Raw genomic sequence first — 14,475 nt, 5'->3', positions numbered from 1 at the left:
CGCCGGCGGATGCGGGTAACCACTTGGCATTGCAACTCCTAAGATCCATGTTGTTGCAATGACCGTATGAATTTGCCGCGTGGATTTTCGCACTGAGTTCACGCTCGACGCGGGTTTGGCCGCCGCGTGAATCGGTACGAGCGTGCGCTGCGTCAGGCGGACCTGCTGACGGGGACGCCTCCGACGGGATACGTGCGCATCTGGCTCGACAACGCCGCGCGCCGGTCGGTCGGCCCTGAAGTCGTAGTCGACGTCGCCAAGACGGGGCTCGCCTTCTCGCTGCAGCTGTTGCAGGGGTGTCAGGAGATCATCGACCGGCGCGGCAAGTCGTACTTCCTGATCCCGCCGGAAGCAAGTGGGGCCGACGCGCGGATGGCGGTGCTGCTGACCTACGTCCTCAACGCGGGCACCGACTACGGCACCCAGACATGGGAGGGCGACTTCCCCGAAACGCCGTACTCAGCTGCCGAGGCGATGCGGATCATGGACCGTCAGCTGGCCAACAGCTGGAGCTACGACCGCGACGTCAAGTTCGTGCACCGCAATGGCGGCCGATTGGTCGCCACCCCGAACGGCATCCTGATGGGCGTGGGCGGCAACTGGACTCAGCGGCTGTTCAGCCAGCGTGGCGGCACCACCTGGGGCGACATCTTCATGGTCAACAGCCCTCGGGTGGCCGACCCCGCCCAGCGGCTGCGCGAGATCATCCAGTCGCCCAGGACACCGCAGCTGGACCGGCTGCTGCATCACGAGGAACGGCACTGTGCGCAGTGGGCCGCACTGGGCTATACCGGCATGCTCCGAGCCTATGGGTGGGAATTGTTGCGCGAGTACATGTTTCGTAGGCCGAATCGGCTCGAGCTGGACGCCGGTCTGCGCGACGGTGGCTATTGCTGACTGTCGAACTGACGGGCGCGCAGCGAGCGCTTCACCGCGGCCTGCCCCTCCAGCACCAGCCGGCGCAGTGACGGCGGCACGTCGGGGTCGGCCAGGAACGAGTCGGCGGCCTCGATCGCCTCTTCGCTGATGTCCCAATACGGGTACAGGCCGATCACCACCGATTGCGCGACTTCGCTGGACCGCCGCTCCCAGACACCCCGGATCGCCGCGAAGTAGCGCGCGGTGAACGGCTTGAGCAGCTCACCCTGGCCCGGTGCGCCGATGCCTCCGATGATGGCCCGTCCCAGCGCGTTGGCCAGGGTGTCGTCCTCGACCACCGTCGTGAACGCCTGCTCCTTGACTTCCAGCTGCGGCCGCGCGGCCGACGCTTGAGCCGCGTGCCGCTTCCCGGCGGCCGTCCGGTCCTGTTGCGCCTCGGCGTCGATGCGCGGCGACTCAGCACCGTCGGCGTCGATGGCGCCGGCGGTCGCCAGGGCGATCACCACCCGCCAGCGCAGGTCGGCATCGACGTCCAGGCCCGGCAGACCCTGCCCGGCCGGATCTCCGTCGAGCAGGGCCGCCAAAACCTCCACATGTCGCGGCGACAACACCGACGTGCACAAGGCGTTGACGAAGGCGAGCTGGTGGTCGGAGCCGGGCTCGGCGCCGCGCGCCAGTTCCAGCAGGCGGTCGGCGAACTGCGGCCAGCCGTGTTCTCGTGCCCAGCCCGGCTCGGCGTAGGACCCGACCGCCGTCTGCGCCTGCATGAGCAGCCGCTGCAGCACGGTGACGGCGGTTTCGGCCTGGATGCCGCCTGAAACCAGTGCCACGAAGTCGCGGGCTTGAAGTTCGGCCTCCCGGGTCATCTCCCAGGCCGCCGACCACGCCAGCGAGCGTGGCAGCGGCTCGGCGATGTCGGCGATGCGGTCCAGGGCGGTCTGCAGCGACTCGGGGTCCAGCCGCAGCGAGCAGTAGGTCAGGTCGTCGTCATTGACCAGGATCAGCTTTCCGCGCGAAACACCAATAAGCTCAGGAACTTCGGTGGTGGCGCCGTCGACGTCGAGCTCGTGGCGGTGCACCCGCACCAACTTGCCCGAGCCGTTGTCGTCGTAGATTCCGACGGCAACCCGGTGCACCCTGGTCTCGCCTTTGCCTGGCGCGGCGCCGCTCTGCGTCACCGCAAACCGGGCGAATTTCCCGTCCTCGTCGACGTCGAAATCGGCGCGCAAAGTGTTCAGGCCAGTGGTTTTCAGCCACTGCTGACCCCAGTTCGACAGATCGCGCCCAGACGCCTTCTCCAGCGCCGAGAGCAGGTCGCTGAACGTGGCGTTACCGAAGGCGTGGGCACGGAAGTAATCGCGCAGTCCGGCCAGGAAATGATCGAGCCCCACATAGGCGACGAGCTGCTTGAGCACCGAAGCGCCCTTGGCGTAAGTGATTCCGTCGAAGTTCACCTCGACCGCCTGCAGATCGGGGATGTCCGCGGCGATCGGGTGGGTGGAGGGCATCTGGTCCTGCCGGTAGGCCCACGACTTCTCCACGGTCGCGAACGTCGTCCACGCGTCGGTGTATTCGGTCGACTCGGCCTGGCACAACACCGAGGCGAAGGTGGCGAAAGATTCGTTGAGCCACAAGTCATCCCACCACGTCATGGTGACCAGGTCGCCGAACCACATGTGGGCCATCTCGTGCAGCACCGTCTCGGCGCGCCGCTCATAGGAGGCGCGGGTGACCTTGCTGCGGAACACGTAGTCCTCGAGGAACGTCACCGCGCCGGCGTTTTCCATTGCGCCGGCGTTGAATTCGGGAACGAACAGCTGATCGTATTTGCCGAACGCATAGGGCATGCCGAAATTGTTGTGGTAGAAGGCAAATCCCTGCTTGGTTTCGGTGAACAACCGCTCGGCGTCCATGTGCGGCGCCAGCGAGGACCGGCAGTAGATGCCCAGCGGGATCTCGCCGTGTTCGTCGCTGTAGGTGTCGTTCCAGACGGCGTACGGACCGGCGATGAGCGCCACCAGGTAGGTGCTCATCCGCGGCGTGGTGGCGAAGGTGTGAACGCCGTTCTCGGCGCTGACGGTTGCCCCGTTGGACACCACCTTCCAGTGGGCGGGCGCGGTTACCGTGAGGTCGAACGTGGCCTTGAGGTCGGGCTGGTCGAAGCAGGCGAACATCCGCTTGGCATCGGCGGTTTCGAACTGCGAGTACAGGTACGTCTCGTCGTCGACCGGGTCGACGAAGCGGTGTAGCCCTTCCCCGGTGTTCGAGTAGCGGCAGTCGGCCTCGACCACGACGACGTTGCGGTCGGCCAATCCCCGCAGCGCAATGCCGGTCGATTCGTCGTAGCCGGAGACGTCGAGATCCTGCCCGTTGAGGCTGGCGCTGTGGACGGTGTCCGCGGCGAGGTCGATGACCGTGTCGGCACCGGCGAGCGCGTCGAACACCACCGTCGTGGTGGAGCGGAAGGTGCGCTCGCCCGGCGCTCCCGACCCGTCGGTGACATCGAGGTTGATCTGGTAGCTGTGCACGGTGATCAGTGCGGCGCGTTCGACCGCCTGATCCCGGGTGAGGTTGGGAAGAGCCACGTGCTCCAACATATCGGCCGGCACGTGGGCCCGCTCAGCGCGGCGGGAACAGTCGAAGCGCGGCTACGGTTGTGTCTGAGCGGACCGTCCCGTCCCACCTTCTAGGAGAGGACCGCAGAAATGCCGGAGAACGCCCCCTCGAAAGACCGAGCCGATTTCTGGTTCGACCCGCTGTGTCCATGGTGCTGGATCACCTCGCGCTGGATCCTCGAGGTGGAGAAGGTCCGCGACATCGAGGTCAACTTCCACGTGATGAGCCTGGCGGTGCTCAACGAGAACCGGGAAGACCTGCCCGAGCAGTACAAGGAGGCGATGGCCAGGGCATGGGGGCCGGTGCGGGTGGCGATCGCCGCCGAGCAGGCCCACGGCGCCAAGGTCCTCGACCCGCTGTACACCGCCATGGGCACCCGGATCCACAACGAAGGGAATAAAGATCTCGACGAGGTGGTCAAACTGGCGCTGGCCGATGCCGGCCTGCCCGCCGAGCTCGCCGAGGCCGCCACCAGCACCGAGTACGACGAGGCGTTGCGCAAAAGCCACCACGCCGGGATGGACGCGGTGGGACCCGATGTCGGCACGCCGACCATCCACGTCAACGGCGTGGCGTTCTTCGGGCCCGTGATTTCGAAGATCCCGCGCGGTGAGGAAGCCGGCAAGCTGTGGGACGCGTCGGTGACGTTCGCGTCCTACCCGCACTTCTTCGAGCTCAAGCGGACCCGGACGGAGCCTCCGCAGTTCGACTAGCGGCTCGACTGTGAACCGTGCGACGCGACACGCCCTTGGATTCAGGCCGCCGCGGTTGCGTCGCATGGTTCACTTTCGGCGCAGGGCACCTGCGGTGCTGCCAGCCGCGTTCGTGCACAATGTCCTCCCATGCGCGTCTACCTGGGTGCCGATCACGCCGGCTTTGAGCTCAAGCAACAGATCATCGAGCATCTGACGAACACCGGACACGAGCCGATCGACTGCGGCGCCTTCACCTACGACGCCGAGGACGATTACCCCGCGTTCTGCATCGCCGCGGCGCAGCGGACCGTCGCCGACCCGGACAGTCTGGGCATCGTGCTTGGCGGCTCGGGCAATGGCGAACAGATCGCGGCCAACAAGGTGCCCGGTGCGCGGTGCGCGCTGGCGTGGAGCGTGCAGACCGCCGCGCTGGCCCGCGAACACAACAACGCTCAGCTGATCGGGATCGGCGGCCGCATGCACACCCTCGACGAGGCGCTGGCCATCGTCGATGCCTTCCTGGCCACGCCGTGGTCGAAAGCCGAACGCCACCAGCGTCGTATCGACATACTGGCCGAATACGAACGTACCCACCAAGCGCCGCCGGTGCCCGGCGCGCAGGACTGAGAGCCCGTGCCAGAAGGTCACACGCTGCACCGGCTGGCCCGGTTACATCACAAGCGCTTCGCCGGTGGCCCGGTGGCGGTCTCGAGTCCGCAGGGCCGCTTCACCGATGCGGCGATGGTCGACGGCGCGGTGCTACGGCGCGCCAGCGCCTGGGGCAAGCACCTCTTTCACCACTACGCCCACGGCCCGGTGGTGCATGTGCATCTAGGGCTTTACGGGGCCTTCACCGAGTGGGAACGGCCCGAGGGTGAGCCGGATCCGCAGCCGGTCGGGCAGGTCCGGATGCGCCTGATCGGCGCCCAGTACGGTACCGACCTTCGCGGTGCGACGGTGTGCGAAGTGATCGACGCCGCCCAGGTGGACGATGTGCTCGCCCGGCTGGGGCCCGACCCGTTGCGCGCTGACGCCGACCCGGCCTGGCCTTGGGCGCGAATCTCCAAGTCTCGCAGACCAATTGGGGCTCTTCTGATGGATCAGAGTGTGATGGCCGGGGTCGGCAACGTCTATCGCAGCGAGCTGCTGTTCCGTCACCACATCGACCCCTACCGGCCCGGCCAGAAGATCTCCGAGGCGGAATTCGCGGGCGCCTGGACGGATCTGGTGGCCCTGATGAAGGTTGGACTGCGGCGCGGCAAGATCGTCGTCGTGCGTCCCGAACACGACCACGGCGCGCCGTCGTACGCGCCCGGCCGTCCTCGCACCTACGTGTACCGGCGCGCCGGTGATCCATGCCGGATATGCGGCGAAACGGTGCGGACAGCGGTCCTCGAGGGGCGAAATGTGTTCTGGTGTCCGACGTGTCAGTCCTGACGACCGCCCAGAGATTCACTTCCGGCGCGAAGTAGATCTTCAGCTTGACTACAGGTTCAACGCGTAACCGTGGACGCATGAAAACTTCATTACGTTTAGCTGCAACCACTTTCGCGCTGACCGCGGGTCTGGGCATGTATGGTCTCGGGCTCGCGACGGGCGCGCAGGCGCAACCCGGCCCACTGCCGCAGTGGTGCCCGGGTGATTTCTGGGACCCGGTCTGGGGCAACAACTGGGACAACGTCAACTGCCATGACAACTGGCGTGGGGCCGGCCCCAATCCTCATCCGGGACCCGGTGGCCCTGGCCTCGGCGCCCCGGGCAACCCCGGCGGACCGGGCGGGCCCGGCCAAGGCGGGCCGGGCGGACCAGGGGGTCCGGGTGGGCCCGGACCGGGCGGCCCTGGCGGCCCGCGCTGAACCGACCGTAAGCCGTAGCCGAGCACACCCTGCCGACATCGCGCGGCAGGGTGCTTCTCGGGTGGGTCAGTCGACAGTGACCCCTAGCGCGCGGTACACCTCGTTGCTCAAGGCGACACTGCGCGGGTCGGCGTTGGCCTTGCTGGCGTCGAAGCGGTTGGACACGTACCCGTAGCCGATCCGGTGCTCGAGGTCGACGAAAGCAAAAGAACCGCCCAGCCCCCCGTGGCCGAACATTTGCGGGTTCGGCCCGTTGATGCACCGCTGATTGAGCATGTAGCCCAGCCCCCAGCCGTGGTCGGCCACGCGCGGACCCAGCACCAGATCAGGCTCGAAACCGCCCTGGCACACCCGCACCAGATCCATGTGCTCGCGGCTGAGTAGCTTCTCCTGGGCGAGCGCGTTGTAGAACGTCGCCATCCCCAGCGCGGAGACCTGGGCGTTGGTGCCGGGGAATTCCAGCTGGCGCCACAGGTGCAGGTTCTCGGTGTCCAGGTCGTCGTCGGCCAGGAACCCCATCGAGATCGACATCCCGGCTTTGGGGTGGTCGTCGAGGCTGGTCGGGTCACTCGGGGCCTGCAGTTCGGCCAGCAGCTGACGGCCGGTCGGCTTGTTCACCCGCTCGGCGCAGCGCAGTTGCTCGGCCGGCGTCAACCCGATGTGAATCTCGGCGCCGATCGGCTGCGCGATCTCGGTCCGCAGATACTGGCCGATGGTGCGGCCCGTCACGCGGCGGAACACCTCGCCGAGGATGAAGCCGAAGGTGGTCATGTGGTAGCCCTGCGCGGTGCCCGGCTTCCACCAGGGCTCGGCGATCTCCAACTGACCGCAGACGTAGTCCCAGTCGCAGAGTTGCTCGGTGGTCACCCGGGTGCGCGGGCCGATCACACCGGAGCGGTGGCTCATCACCATGGCCAGCGTGATGTCTTCCTTGCCGGCCTGGCCGAATTCGGGCCAGTACCGGGAAATCGGAGCATGCAGATCCAGTTCGCCGCGGTCGGCGAGCTGGTGGATGCAGGTGGACGTCAGCCCCTTGGTGCCGGACAGCACCGTGGTCAGGGTGTCTTCTCGCCAGGGTCGCCGGCCGGCGGCGTCGGCATGGCCGCCCCACAAATTGACGACGAGATTTCCGTCGACCCAGACGGCGACCGCCGCGCCTGCCTCATGGCGCAGGGTGAAATTGCGCTCGAACGCGTCGCGTACCCCGATGAAGCCGGGCGCGCATGAGCCATGAATGATCGCGCTCTCAAGGTCGCTCATGGCGCCTTTCTGTCGAACAAAATCATTAGCTCAGAGCGGGCGACGGGAATCGAACCCGCGTAGCTAGTTTGGAAGACTAGGGCTCTACCATTGAGCTACGCCCGCAAGTATTAGTCGACCGAGACTGTACGTGGTGGCGGAGTTCAAATCTAATCGACGCAGTCACGTAACCGCTCCGTGAGGTGTCAGGTCCCCGGAGGTCTCTGCGGGCCCGGCCCTGCCGGGCCGTAGGATCGCGTGGTCAGCGCGGGGTGTAGCGCAGCTTGGTAGCGCATCCGCTTTGGGAGCGGAAGGCCGCAGGTTCAAATCCTGTCACCCCGACCAGGCCGCCAGGCGCACCGCCGTACGCAGAAACGACATACCGAGGAGCACGCCGTGAAGAGCACCGTGACGCAGTTGAGCCCTACCCGGGTTCGCATCAACGTGGAGGTGCCGTTCCCCGAGCTGGAACCCGATTTTCAGCGGGCCTACAAGGAGCTCGCCAAGCAGGTTCGGCTGCCCGGGTTCCGCCCGGGAAAGGCGCCGGCCCGGCTGCTCGAGGCGCGGTTCGGCCGCGAGGCCCTGCTCGACCAGGTGATCGAGGACGCGGTGCCCAGCCGCTACGGCCAGGCGCTCACCGAGTCCGACGTGCAGCCGATCGGTCGGCCCAACATCCAGGTGACCCATAAGGAATACGGGCAGGAGCTGCAGTTCTTCGCCGAAGTCGACGTCCGCCCCAAGCTGGAGATCCCCGACCTGGACGCGCTGAGTGTCTCCGTCGAGCCGGTCGAGGTCAGCGACGACGAGGTGAACGCCGAACTCGAGTCATTGCGCGCGCGCTTCGGCACCCTGACCGGAGTGGACCGTCCCGTGCAGACGGGCGACTTCGTCTCGATCGACCTGTCGGCGACCGTCGACGGCGAGGACGTGCCCAACGCGGCCGCCGAGGGGCTGTCGCACGAGGTGGGTTCCGGTCGGTTGATCGCGGGCCTCGATGACGCCCTCGTCGGGCTGGCCGTCGACGAGTCCAAGGTGTTCACCGCCACGCTGGCGACCGGCGAACATGCCGGGCAGGAAGCTGACGTCACCGTCACGGTCAAGTCGATCAAGGAACGGGAACTGCCCGAGCCCGACGATGAGTTCGCTCAGCTCGCCAGCGAGTTCGACACCATTGACGAGCTGCGCGAAAGCCTCGGCGAGCAGGTGCGCAAGACCAAGCGCGCTCAGCAGGCCGACCAGATCCGCAATGCCGCCCTGGACGCCCTGCTCGAGCAGGTCGACGTCCCAGTGCCGGACGCCATCGTGCGCTCGCAGATCGAGGAGACGCTGCAGGCCGCGATGGGCGGGCTGAACCAGGACCAGGCCAAGTTCAACGAGGTGCTCGAACAGCAGGGGTCCTCGCGCGCGGAGTTCGACGCCGAAGCCCGCGCCGCCGCCGAGAACAACGTCAAGCGCCAGCTGCTGCTCGACGCCATCGCCGACCAGCTCGATGTCCAGGTCGGGCAGGAAGACCTCACCGAGCGACTGGTGCTGACGTCGCGGCAGTACGGCATCGAGCCGCAGCAGCTGTTCGCCTACCTGCAGGAGAACAACCAGCTCGCCGCCATGTTCGCCGACGTGCGGCGTGGTCTGGCCGTCGCGGCGGTGATCGAGAAGGCCACGGTCACCGACACCGACGGCAATCCCATCGACACCAGTGAGTTCTTCGGTAAGCGGCACGCGGACCACGACCACGAGCACGACCATGACCATGACCATGACCATGACCATGACCACGGTGACGAGGTCGACGAGGTCGACGAGGTCGACGAGGTCGAGGAGCTCGACGAGGTCGACGAGGCTGACGAAGCAGACCTCGGATCAGAGCAGGCCGACACCGCCGATGAACCCACCGCATGACGCTGTGAGCGAACGCGCCCGTTTCAGGGGGTCAAAGGGCGGGTCCGGTTGGTTAGTGTCGGTGCAACAAGCGATATGAGAAAGCAGGTAACCCGGTCGTGACTGACATGCGTGGGAACTCGGTGGGTCTGAACCTCACGGACTCCGTCTATGAGCGCTTGCTCTCCGAGCGCATCATCTTCCTGGGGTCGGAGGTGAACGACGAGGTCGCCAACCGGTTGTGCGCGCAGATTCTGCTGCTCGCCGCCGAGGACAGCGACAAGGACATCAACCTCTACATCAACTCGCCCGGTGGCTCGATCAGCGCCGGGATGGCGATCTACGACACCATGGTGCTCGCGCCCTGCGACATCGCCACCTACGCGATGGGTATGGCCGCCTCGATGGGGGAGTTCCTGTTGGCGGCCGGCACCAAGGGCAAGCGCTACGCGCTGCCGCACGCCCGCATCCTGATGCACCAGCCGTTGGGCGGCGTCACGGGTAGCGCGGCCGACATCGCCATCCAGGCCGAGCAATTTGCCGTCATCAAGAAAGAGATGTTCCGGCTTAACGCCGAGTTCACCGGCCAGTCCATCGAGCGCATCGAGGCCGACTCCGACCGCGACCGCTGGTTCACCGCCCCCGAAGCCCTGGAGTACGGCTTCGTCGACCACATCATCACTCGCGCCGCCCACATCAGCAACGGAGAAGCCCAGTGAACCCTCTGAACCCGCAGACCCAGCCGCAGGCGCGCTACATCCTGCCGTCGTTCATCGAGCACTCCAGCTTCGGCGTCAAGGAATCCAACCCGTACAACAAGCTGTTCGAGGAACGCATCATCTTCCTCGGTGTCCAGGTCGACGACGCGTCGGCGAACGACATCATGGCCCAACTGCTGGTGCTGGAGTCCCTGGACCCCGACCGCGACATCACCATGTACATCAACTCCCCGGGTGGTGGCTTCACTTCGCTGATGGCCATCTACGACACCATGCAGTACGTGCGCGCCGACATTCAGACGGTGTGCCTGGGTCAGGCCGCCTCGGCGGCCGCGGTGCTGCTGGCCGCCGGAACCCCGGGCAAGCGGATGGCACTGCCCAACGCGCGCGTGCTGATCCACCAGCCGTCCCTGTCAGGGGTGATCCAGGGGCAGTTCTCCGACCTTGAGATCCAGGCCGCGGAGATCGAGCGGATGCGCACCTTGATGGAGAGCACCCTGGCCCGTCATACCGGCAAGGACGCGGCGACGATCCGCAAGGACACCGACCGGGACAAGATCCTGACCGCCGAAGACGCCAAGGACTACGGCATCATCGACACGGTTCTCGAGTACCGGAAGCTCTCCGCGCAGAACGCCTGACCGCTCAACAGACGCAAAATCGCCCCGGAGCGCAAGATCCGGGGCGATTTTGCGTCTGCTCGCGGGCCGGGGCCACGGTAGGGTTGGTGCCGTGGCAGCGTCATTGGCGTAACGACCGCGACACGCCAGAGACACGTATTGCGCGTCTCGGCCAGTTGCGGACGCCGCCGGAGGATATGTTGCATTCACAACGAGAACTACCCATCGCAGTGAGCACCAGCAAATACCAAGGAAGCTATTCGGCGTTATCGGTCGCGACAGGCCGTGACAAACGGGTAGCGTCGTGGGATACACGCGGCAGGCAAGACGAACGGCGACACAGGAAGTAGGCCCTGAGGCATCATGGCGCGCATCGGAGACGGCGGTGACTTGCTGAAGTGCTCGTTCTGCGGGAAGAGCCAGAAGCAGGTCAAGAAACTCATCGCGGGCCCCGGGGTGTACATCTGCGACGAGTGCATCGACCTGTGTAACGAGATCATCGAAGAAGAGCTCGCTGACGCCGACGATGTGAAGCTCGACGAGCTGCCCAAGCCCATCGAAATCCGGGACTTCCTGGAGGGCTACGTCATCGGGCAGGACACCGCCAAGCGCACGCTGGCTGTCGCGGTCTACAACCACTACAAGCGCATCCAGGCCGGCGAGAAGGGCCGGGACTCCCGGTACGAGCCGGTCGAGCTGACCAAGTCCAACATTCTGATGCTCGGTCCCACCGGCTGCGGCAAAACCTATCTGGCCCAGACGCTGGCCAAGATGCTCAATGTGCCGTTCGCGATCGCCGACGCCACCGCGCTGACTGAGGCCGGCTATGTCGGTGAGGACGTCGAGAACATCCTGCTCAAGCTCATCCAGGCCGCCGACTACGACGTCAAGCGCGCCGAGACCGGCATCATCTACATCGACGAGGTCGACAAGATCGCCCGCAAGAGCGAGAACCCGTCGATTACCCGCGATGTCTCCGGTGAGGGCGTTCAACAGGCGCTGCTGAAGATCCTGGAAGGCACCCAGGCCTCGGTTCCCCCGCAGGGTGGTCGCAAGCACCCGCACCAGGAGTTCATCCAGATCGACACCACCAACGTGCTGTTCATCGTGGCGGGCGCGTTCGCGGGCCTGGAGAAGATCATCTACGAGCGCGTCGGCAAGCGGGGTCTGGGCTTCGGCGCCGAGGTGCGCTCCAAGGCCGAGATCGACACCACCGACCACTTCGCCGAAGTGATGCCCGAGGACCTGATCAAGTTCGGCCTGATCCCCGAGTTCATCGGGCGCCTCCCGGTGGTCGCCTCGGTCACCAACCTCGACAAGGAATCGTTGGTCAAGATCCTTTCGGAGCCGAAGAACGCTCTGGTCAAGCAGTACACCAGGCTGTTCGAGATGGACGGGGTGGAGCTCGAGTTCGCCGACGACGCGCTCGAAGCGATCGCCGACCAGGCGATCCACCGCGGCACCGGTGCCCGTGGTCTGCGCGCCATCATGGAGGAAGTCCTGCTGCCGGTGATGTATGACATCCCGAGTCGCGACGACGTCGCCAAGGTGGTCGTCACCAAGGAGACCGTCCAGGACAACGTGCTGCCGACGATCGTGCCGCGCAAGCCGTCCCGCTCGGAGCGTCGCGACAAAAGCGCCTGACCGGCAGAAGATCAGTCTGCGAAGTCGATGACCGCGGACGAAACGGGTGCCCCGGCGACGCGGTGTCGCGGCGAGGGGCCATCGAAGAAACGCGCCGCTTTTGGTACCGAAAACGGGGCTGGATGCCGCCACGCCGATAAAGTGACCAATACCACAGTTGCGATGCTGTCCCCGGCCGGCGCCAGCCTGACATCGGCTTTTACCTGCATACTCGCCGGTAACAAGTTTAAGAGGACGGCTGTACACCCTTAGAGAAGTGTCATAATTGGTACTTCCAGTGACATCAATCGTGACAGCGGAGACGGCACTCCGGCGCGCGTAATCTGGAGCTGCAGCGGAGTGCCTGTCCGGATATGCAAGTTGGAAGGCGGAGACGTGAATCCGAACGGCAACGGCGCCGGGGAAGAGTCTCAGAACGGGTCCGGTCGGCAGCGCCTGGAAAATGTTGTCATCCGATTCGCGGGAGACTCCGGCGACGGCATGCAGCTGACCGGCGACCGATTCACTTCGGAGGCGGCGCTTTTCGGCAACGACCTGGCCACCCAGCCGAACTACCCCGCCGAGATCCGTGCTCCCGCAGGGACCTTGCCCGGCGTCTCGTCTTTCCAGATCCAGATCGCCGACTATGACATCCTGACCGCAGGGGACCGGCCCGACGTCCTGGTGGCCATGAACCCCGCTGCGCTGAAGGCCAATATCGGGGACCTGCCGCGCGGCGGAATGGTGATCGCGAACTCCGACGAGTTCACCAAGCGCAATCTCACCAAAGTCGGCTACGTGACCAACCCGTTGGAGTCCGACGAACTCGAGGAATACGTCGTGCACGCGGTGCCGATGACCACGCTCACCCTCGGGGCCGTCGAAGCGATCGGGGCTACCAAGAAAGACGGCCAGCGCGCCAAGAACATGTTCGCCCTCGGTCTGCTGTCGTGGATGTACGGGCGGCCGATCCGCACCAGCGAGACCTTCATCAGGGAGAAGTTTGCCCGCAAGCCCGACATCGCCGAGGCCAATGTGCTGGCGCTGAAAGCGGGTTGGAACTACGGCGAAACCACCGAGGCGTTCGGCACCACCTACGAGGTGTCCAAGGCGTCGTTGCCGGCCGGCGAATACCGGCAGATCTCCGGCAACACCGCGCTGGCCTACGGCATCGTCGCGGCCGGCCAACTCGCCAGCAAGCAGGTGGTGCTGGGCAGCTACCCGATCACCCCGGCCTCGGACATCCTGCACGAGCTGTCCAAACACAAGAACTTCAACGTCATCACGTTCCAGGCGGAGGACGAGATCGGCGGCATCTGCGCCGCCATCGGCGCCTCCTACGGCGGTGCGCTCGGCGTCACCAGCACATCGGGTCCCGGTATCTCGCTGAAGTCCGAAGCGATGGGTCTGGCCGTGATGACCGAGCTCCCGCTGATCGTCATCGACGTCCAGCGTGGCGGACCGTCCACCGGTCTGCCGACCAAGACCGAGCAGGCCGATCTGTTGCAGGCGCTGTTCGGCCGAAACGGGGAGTCGCCGGTCGCGGTGCTGGCGCCGCGCTCTCCCTCCGACTGCTTCGACACGGCCCTGGAGGCGGTTCGGATCGCGGTGTCGTACCACACCCCGGTGATCCTGCTGTCCGACGGCGCCATCGCCAACGGCTCCGAGCCGTGGCGCATCCCGGACGTGAATTCGCTCAAGCCGATCAAGCACATTTTCGCCAAACCGGGTGAACCCTTCGAGCCCTACGCCCGGCACCGGGACACGCTGGCCAGGCAGTTCGCGGTGCCCGGCACCCCGGGCCTCGAGCACCGCATCGGTGGGCTGGAAGCGGCCAACGGATCCGGCGACATCTCCTACGACCCCACCAACCACGACCTGATGGTCCGGATACGCAAGGCCAAGATCGACGGCATCAGCGTCCCGGACCTCGAAGTCGACGACCCGACCGGTGATGCCGAGCTGCTGCTGCTCGGCTGGGGAAGTTCGTACGGTCCGATCGGCGAGGCCTGCCGGCGCGCGCGCCGCCGTGGCACCAAGGTGGCACACGCCCACCTGCGCTACCTCAACCCGTTCCCCGCCAATCTGGGCGATGTGTTGCACCGCTACCCGAAAGTGGTGTGCCCGGAGATGAACATGGGCCAGCTGGCGATGTTGTTGCGCGCCAAGTACTTGGTCGACGTCAAGTCGGTCACCAAAGTCAAGGGTGTCTCGTTCCTAGCCGACGAGATCGGACGATTCATTCGGGCAGCGCTGGCCGGCAGGTTGAACGAACTCGAGCAGGACAAGACCATAATCGCCAGATTGTCGGCGGCCCACGTCGAAGCGGGGGTCAGCGCATGATGGTCCG

The 14,475-nt window shown here is 65.9% G+C and carries 12 protein-coding genes and 2 tRNA genes; 11 read left to right on the top strand and 3 right to left on the bottom strand.

Annotation, left to right across the window (positions count from 1 at the left end; all coding sequences use genetic code 11):
- Positions 1-126 precede the first annotated feature (126 nt).
- Entirely contained in the window at positions 127-897 is a 771-nt protein-coding gene (locus AWC08_RS26600; RefSeq protein ID WP_232008152.1) for a hypothetical protein, read from the top strand.
- Here AWC08_RS26600 and pepN read toward each other — a convergent pair.
- Positions 888-3,464, bottom strand: coding sequence for an aminopeptidase N (gene pepN, locus AWC08_RS26595; RefSeq protein ID WP_065137456.1), 2,577 nt, complete (start codon positions 3,462-3,464; stop codon positions 888-890). The two genes, AWC08_RS26600 and pepN, sit on opposite strands and share 10 nt — an antisense overlap.
- Before the next feature lie 120 nt (positions 3,465-3,584).
- On the opposite strand from pepN, the gene AWC08_RS26590 reads away from it, so the two are divergent.
- The 4 genes from AWC08_RS26590 (at position 3,585) to AWC08_RS26575 (ending at position 6,046) form a co-directional block, all read left to right on the top strand.
- A complete protein-coding gene (locus tag AWC08_RS26590) occupies positions 3,585-4,208 on the top strand; it encodes an Rv2466c family mycothiol-dependent reductase (protein WP_069435499.1) in 624 nt (207 codons plus the stop codon).
- A 129-nt stretch (positions 4,209-4,337) separates the two neighbouring features.
- Entirely contained in the window at positions 4,338-4,817 is a 480-nt protein-coding gene (locus tag AWC08_RS26585; RefSeq protein WP_065137448.1) for a ribose-5-phosphate isomerase, read from the top strand.
- Between the two features lie 6 nt (positions 4,818-4,823).
- Positions 4,824-5,627 (top strand): Fpg/Nei family DNA glycosylase, encoded by an 804-nt coding sequence (locus AWC08_RS26580; RefSeq protein WP_065137447.1) that lies wholly within the window; start codon positions 4,824-4,826, stop codon positions 5,625-5,627.
- Positions 5,628-5,704: 77 nt separating this feature from the next.
- Complete coding sequence (locus AWC08_RS26575) at positions 5,705-6,046, top strand: Mtp family mycobacterial-type pilin (protein WP_082986796.1); 342 nt, start codon at positions 5,705-5,707, stop codon at positions 6,044-6,046.
- Between the two features lie 66 nt (positions 6,047-6,112).
- Here the strand turns inward: AWC08_RS26575 and AWC08_RS26570 are convergent, their stop codons facing one another.
- The gene (locus tag AWC08_RS26570) at positions 6,113-7,306 is read right to left on the bottom strand and encodes a serine hydrolase domain-containing protein (protein WP_069435285.1); all 1,194 of its coding nucleotides are present in this window, start codon (positions 7,304-7,306) and stop codon (positions 6,113-6,115) included.
- Positions 7,307-7,340: 34 nt separating this feature from the next.
- Positions 7,341-7,411 (bottom strand) — tRNA-Gly (locus tag AWC08_RS26565).
- A gap of 142 nt (positions 7,412-7,553) precedes the next feature.
- On the opposite strand from AWC08_RS26565, the gene AWC08_RS26560 reads away from it, so the two are divergent.
- From AWC08_RS26560 to AWC08_RS26535, 6 genes are all read left to right on the top strand, one after another.
- Positions 7,554-7,630 (top strand) — tRNA-Pro (locus AWC08_RS26560).
- Positions 7,631-7,681: 51 nt separating this feature from the next.
- Entirely contained in the window at positions 7,682-9,184 is a 1,503-nt protein-coding gene (gene tig / locus AWC08_RS26555) for a trigger factor (protein ID WP_069435284.1), read from the top strand.
- A gap of 107 nt (positions 9,185-9,291) precedes the next feature.
- Positions 9,292-9,882: an ATP-dependent Clp protease proteolytic subunit gene (locus AWC08_RS26550; protein WP_065137444.1), complete on the top strand. Its 591-nt coding sequence runs from the start codon at positions 9,292-9,294 to the stop codon at positions 9,880-9,882.
- Entirely contained in the window at positions 9,879-10,523 is a 645-nt protein-coding gene (gene clpP2, locus AWC08_RS26545; protein ID WP_142283823.1) for an ATP-dependent CLP protease proteolytic subunit ClpP2, read from the top strand. Before AWC08_RS26550 ends, clpP2 begins: the two co-directional genes overlap by 4 nt.
- Positions 10,524-10,865: 342 nt before the next feature.
- Entirely contained in the window at positions 10,866-12,146 is a 1,281-nt protein-coding gene (clpX, locus tag AWC08_RS26540; protein WP_065137443.1) for an ATP-dependent Clp protease ATP-binding subunit ClpX, read from the top strand.
- Between the two features lie 375 nt (positions 12,147-12,521).
- A complete protein-coding gene (locus tag AWC08_RS26535) occupies positions 12,522-14,468 on the top strand; it encodes a 2-oxoacid:acceptor oxidoreductase subunit alpha (protein ID WP_142283822.1) in 1,947 nt (648 codons plus the stop codon).
- Positions 14,469-14,475: the final 7 nt, after the last annotated feature.

Origin of the sequence: Mycobacterium gordonae, assembly GCF_002101675.1 — a bacterium.
Lineage (GTDB): Bacteria > Actinomycetota > Actinomycetes > Mycobacteriales > Mycobacteriaceae > Mycobacterium > Mycobacterium gordonae.
The sequence above is the reverse complement of the archived record's forward strand: the minus strand, read 5'-3'. Positions and strand labels throughout refer to the sequence as shown.

Coding starts and splice junctions, on each gene's coding strand:
- AWC08_RS26590 (WP_069435499.1), top strand. CDS start 3,585: ATGCCGGAGAACGCCCCCTCGAAAGACCGAGCCGATTTCTGGTTCGAC.
- AWC08_RS26585 (WP_065137448.1), top strand. CDS start 4,338: ATGCGCGTCTACCTGGGTGCCGATCACGCCGGCTTTGAGCTCAAGCAA.
- AWC08_RS26575 (WP_082986796.1), top strand. CDS start 5,705: ATGAAAACTTCATTACGTTTAGCTGCAACCACTTTCGCGCTGACCGCG.
- AWC08_RS26570 (WP_069435285.1), bottom strand. CDS start 7,306: ATGAGCGACCTTGAGAGCGCGATCATTCATGGCTCATGCGCGCCCGGC.
- AWC08_RS26550 (WP_065137444.1), top strand. CDS start 9,292: ATGCGTGGGAACTCGGTGGGTCTGAACCTCACGGACTCCGTCTATGAG.
- clpX (WP_065137443.1), top strand. CDS start 10,866: ATGGCGCGCATCGGAGACGGCGGTGACTTGCTGAAGTGCTCGTTCTGC.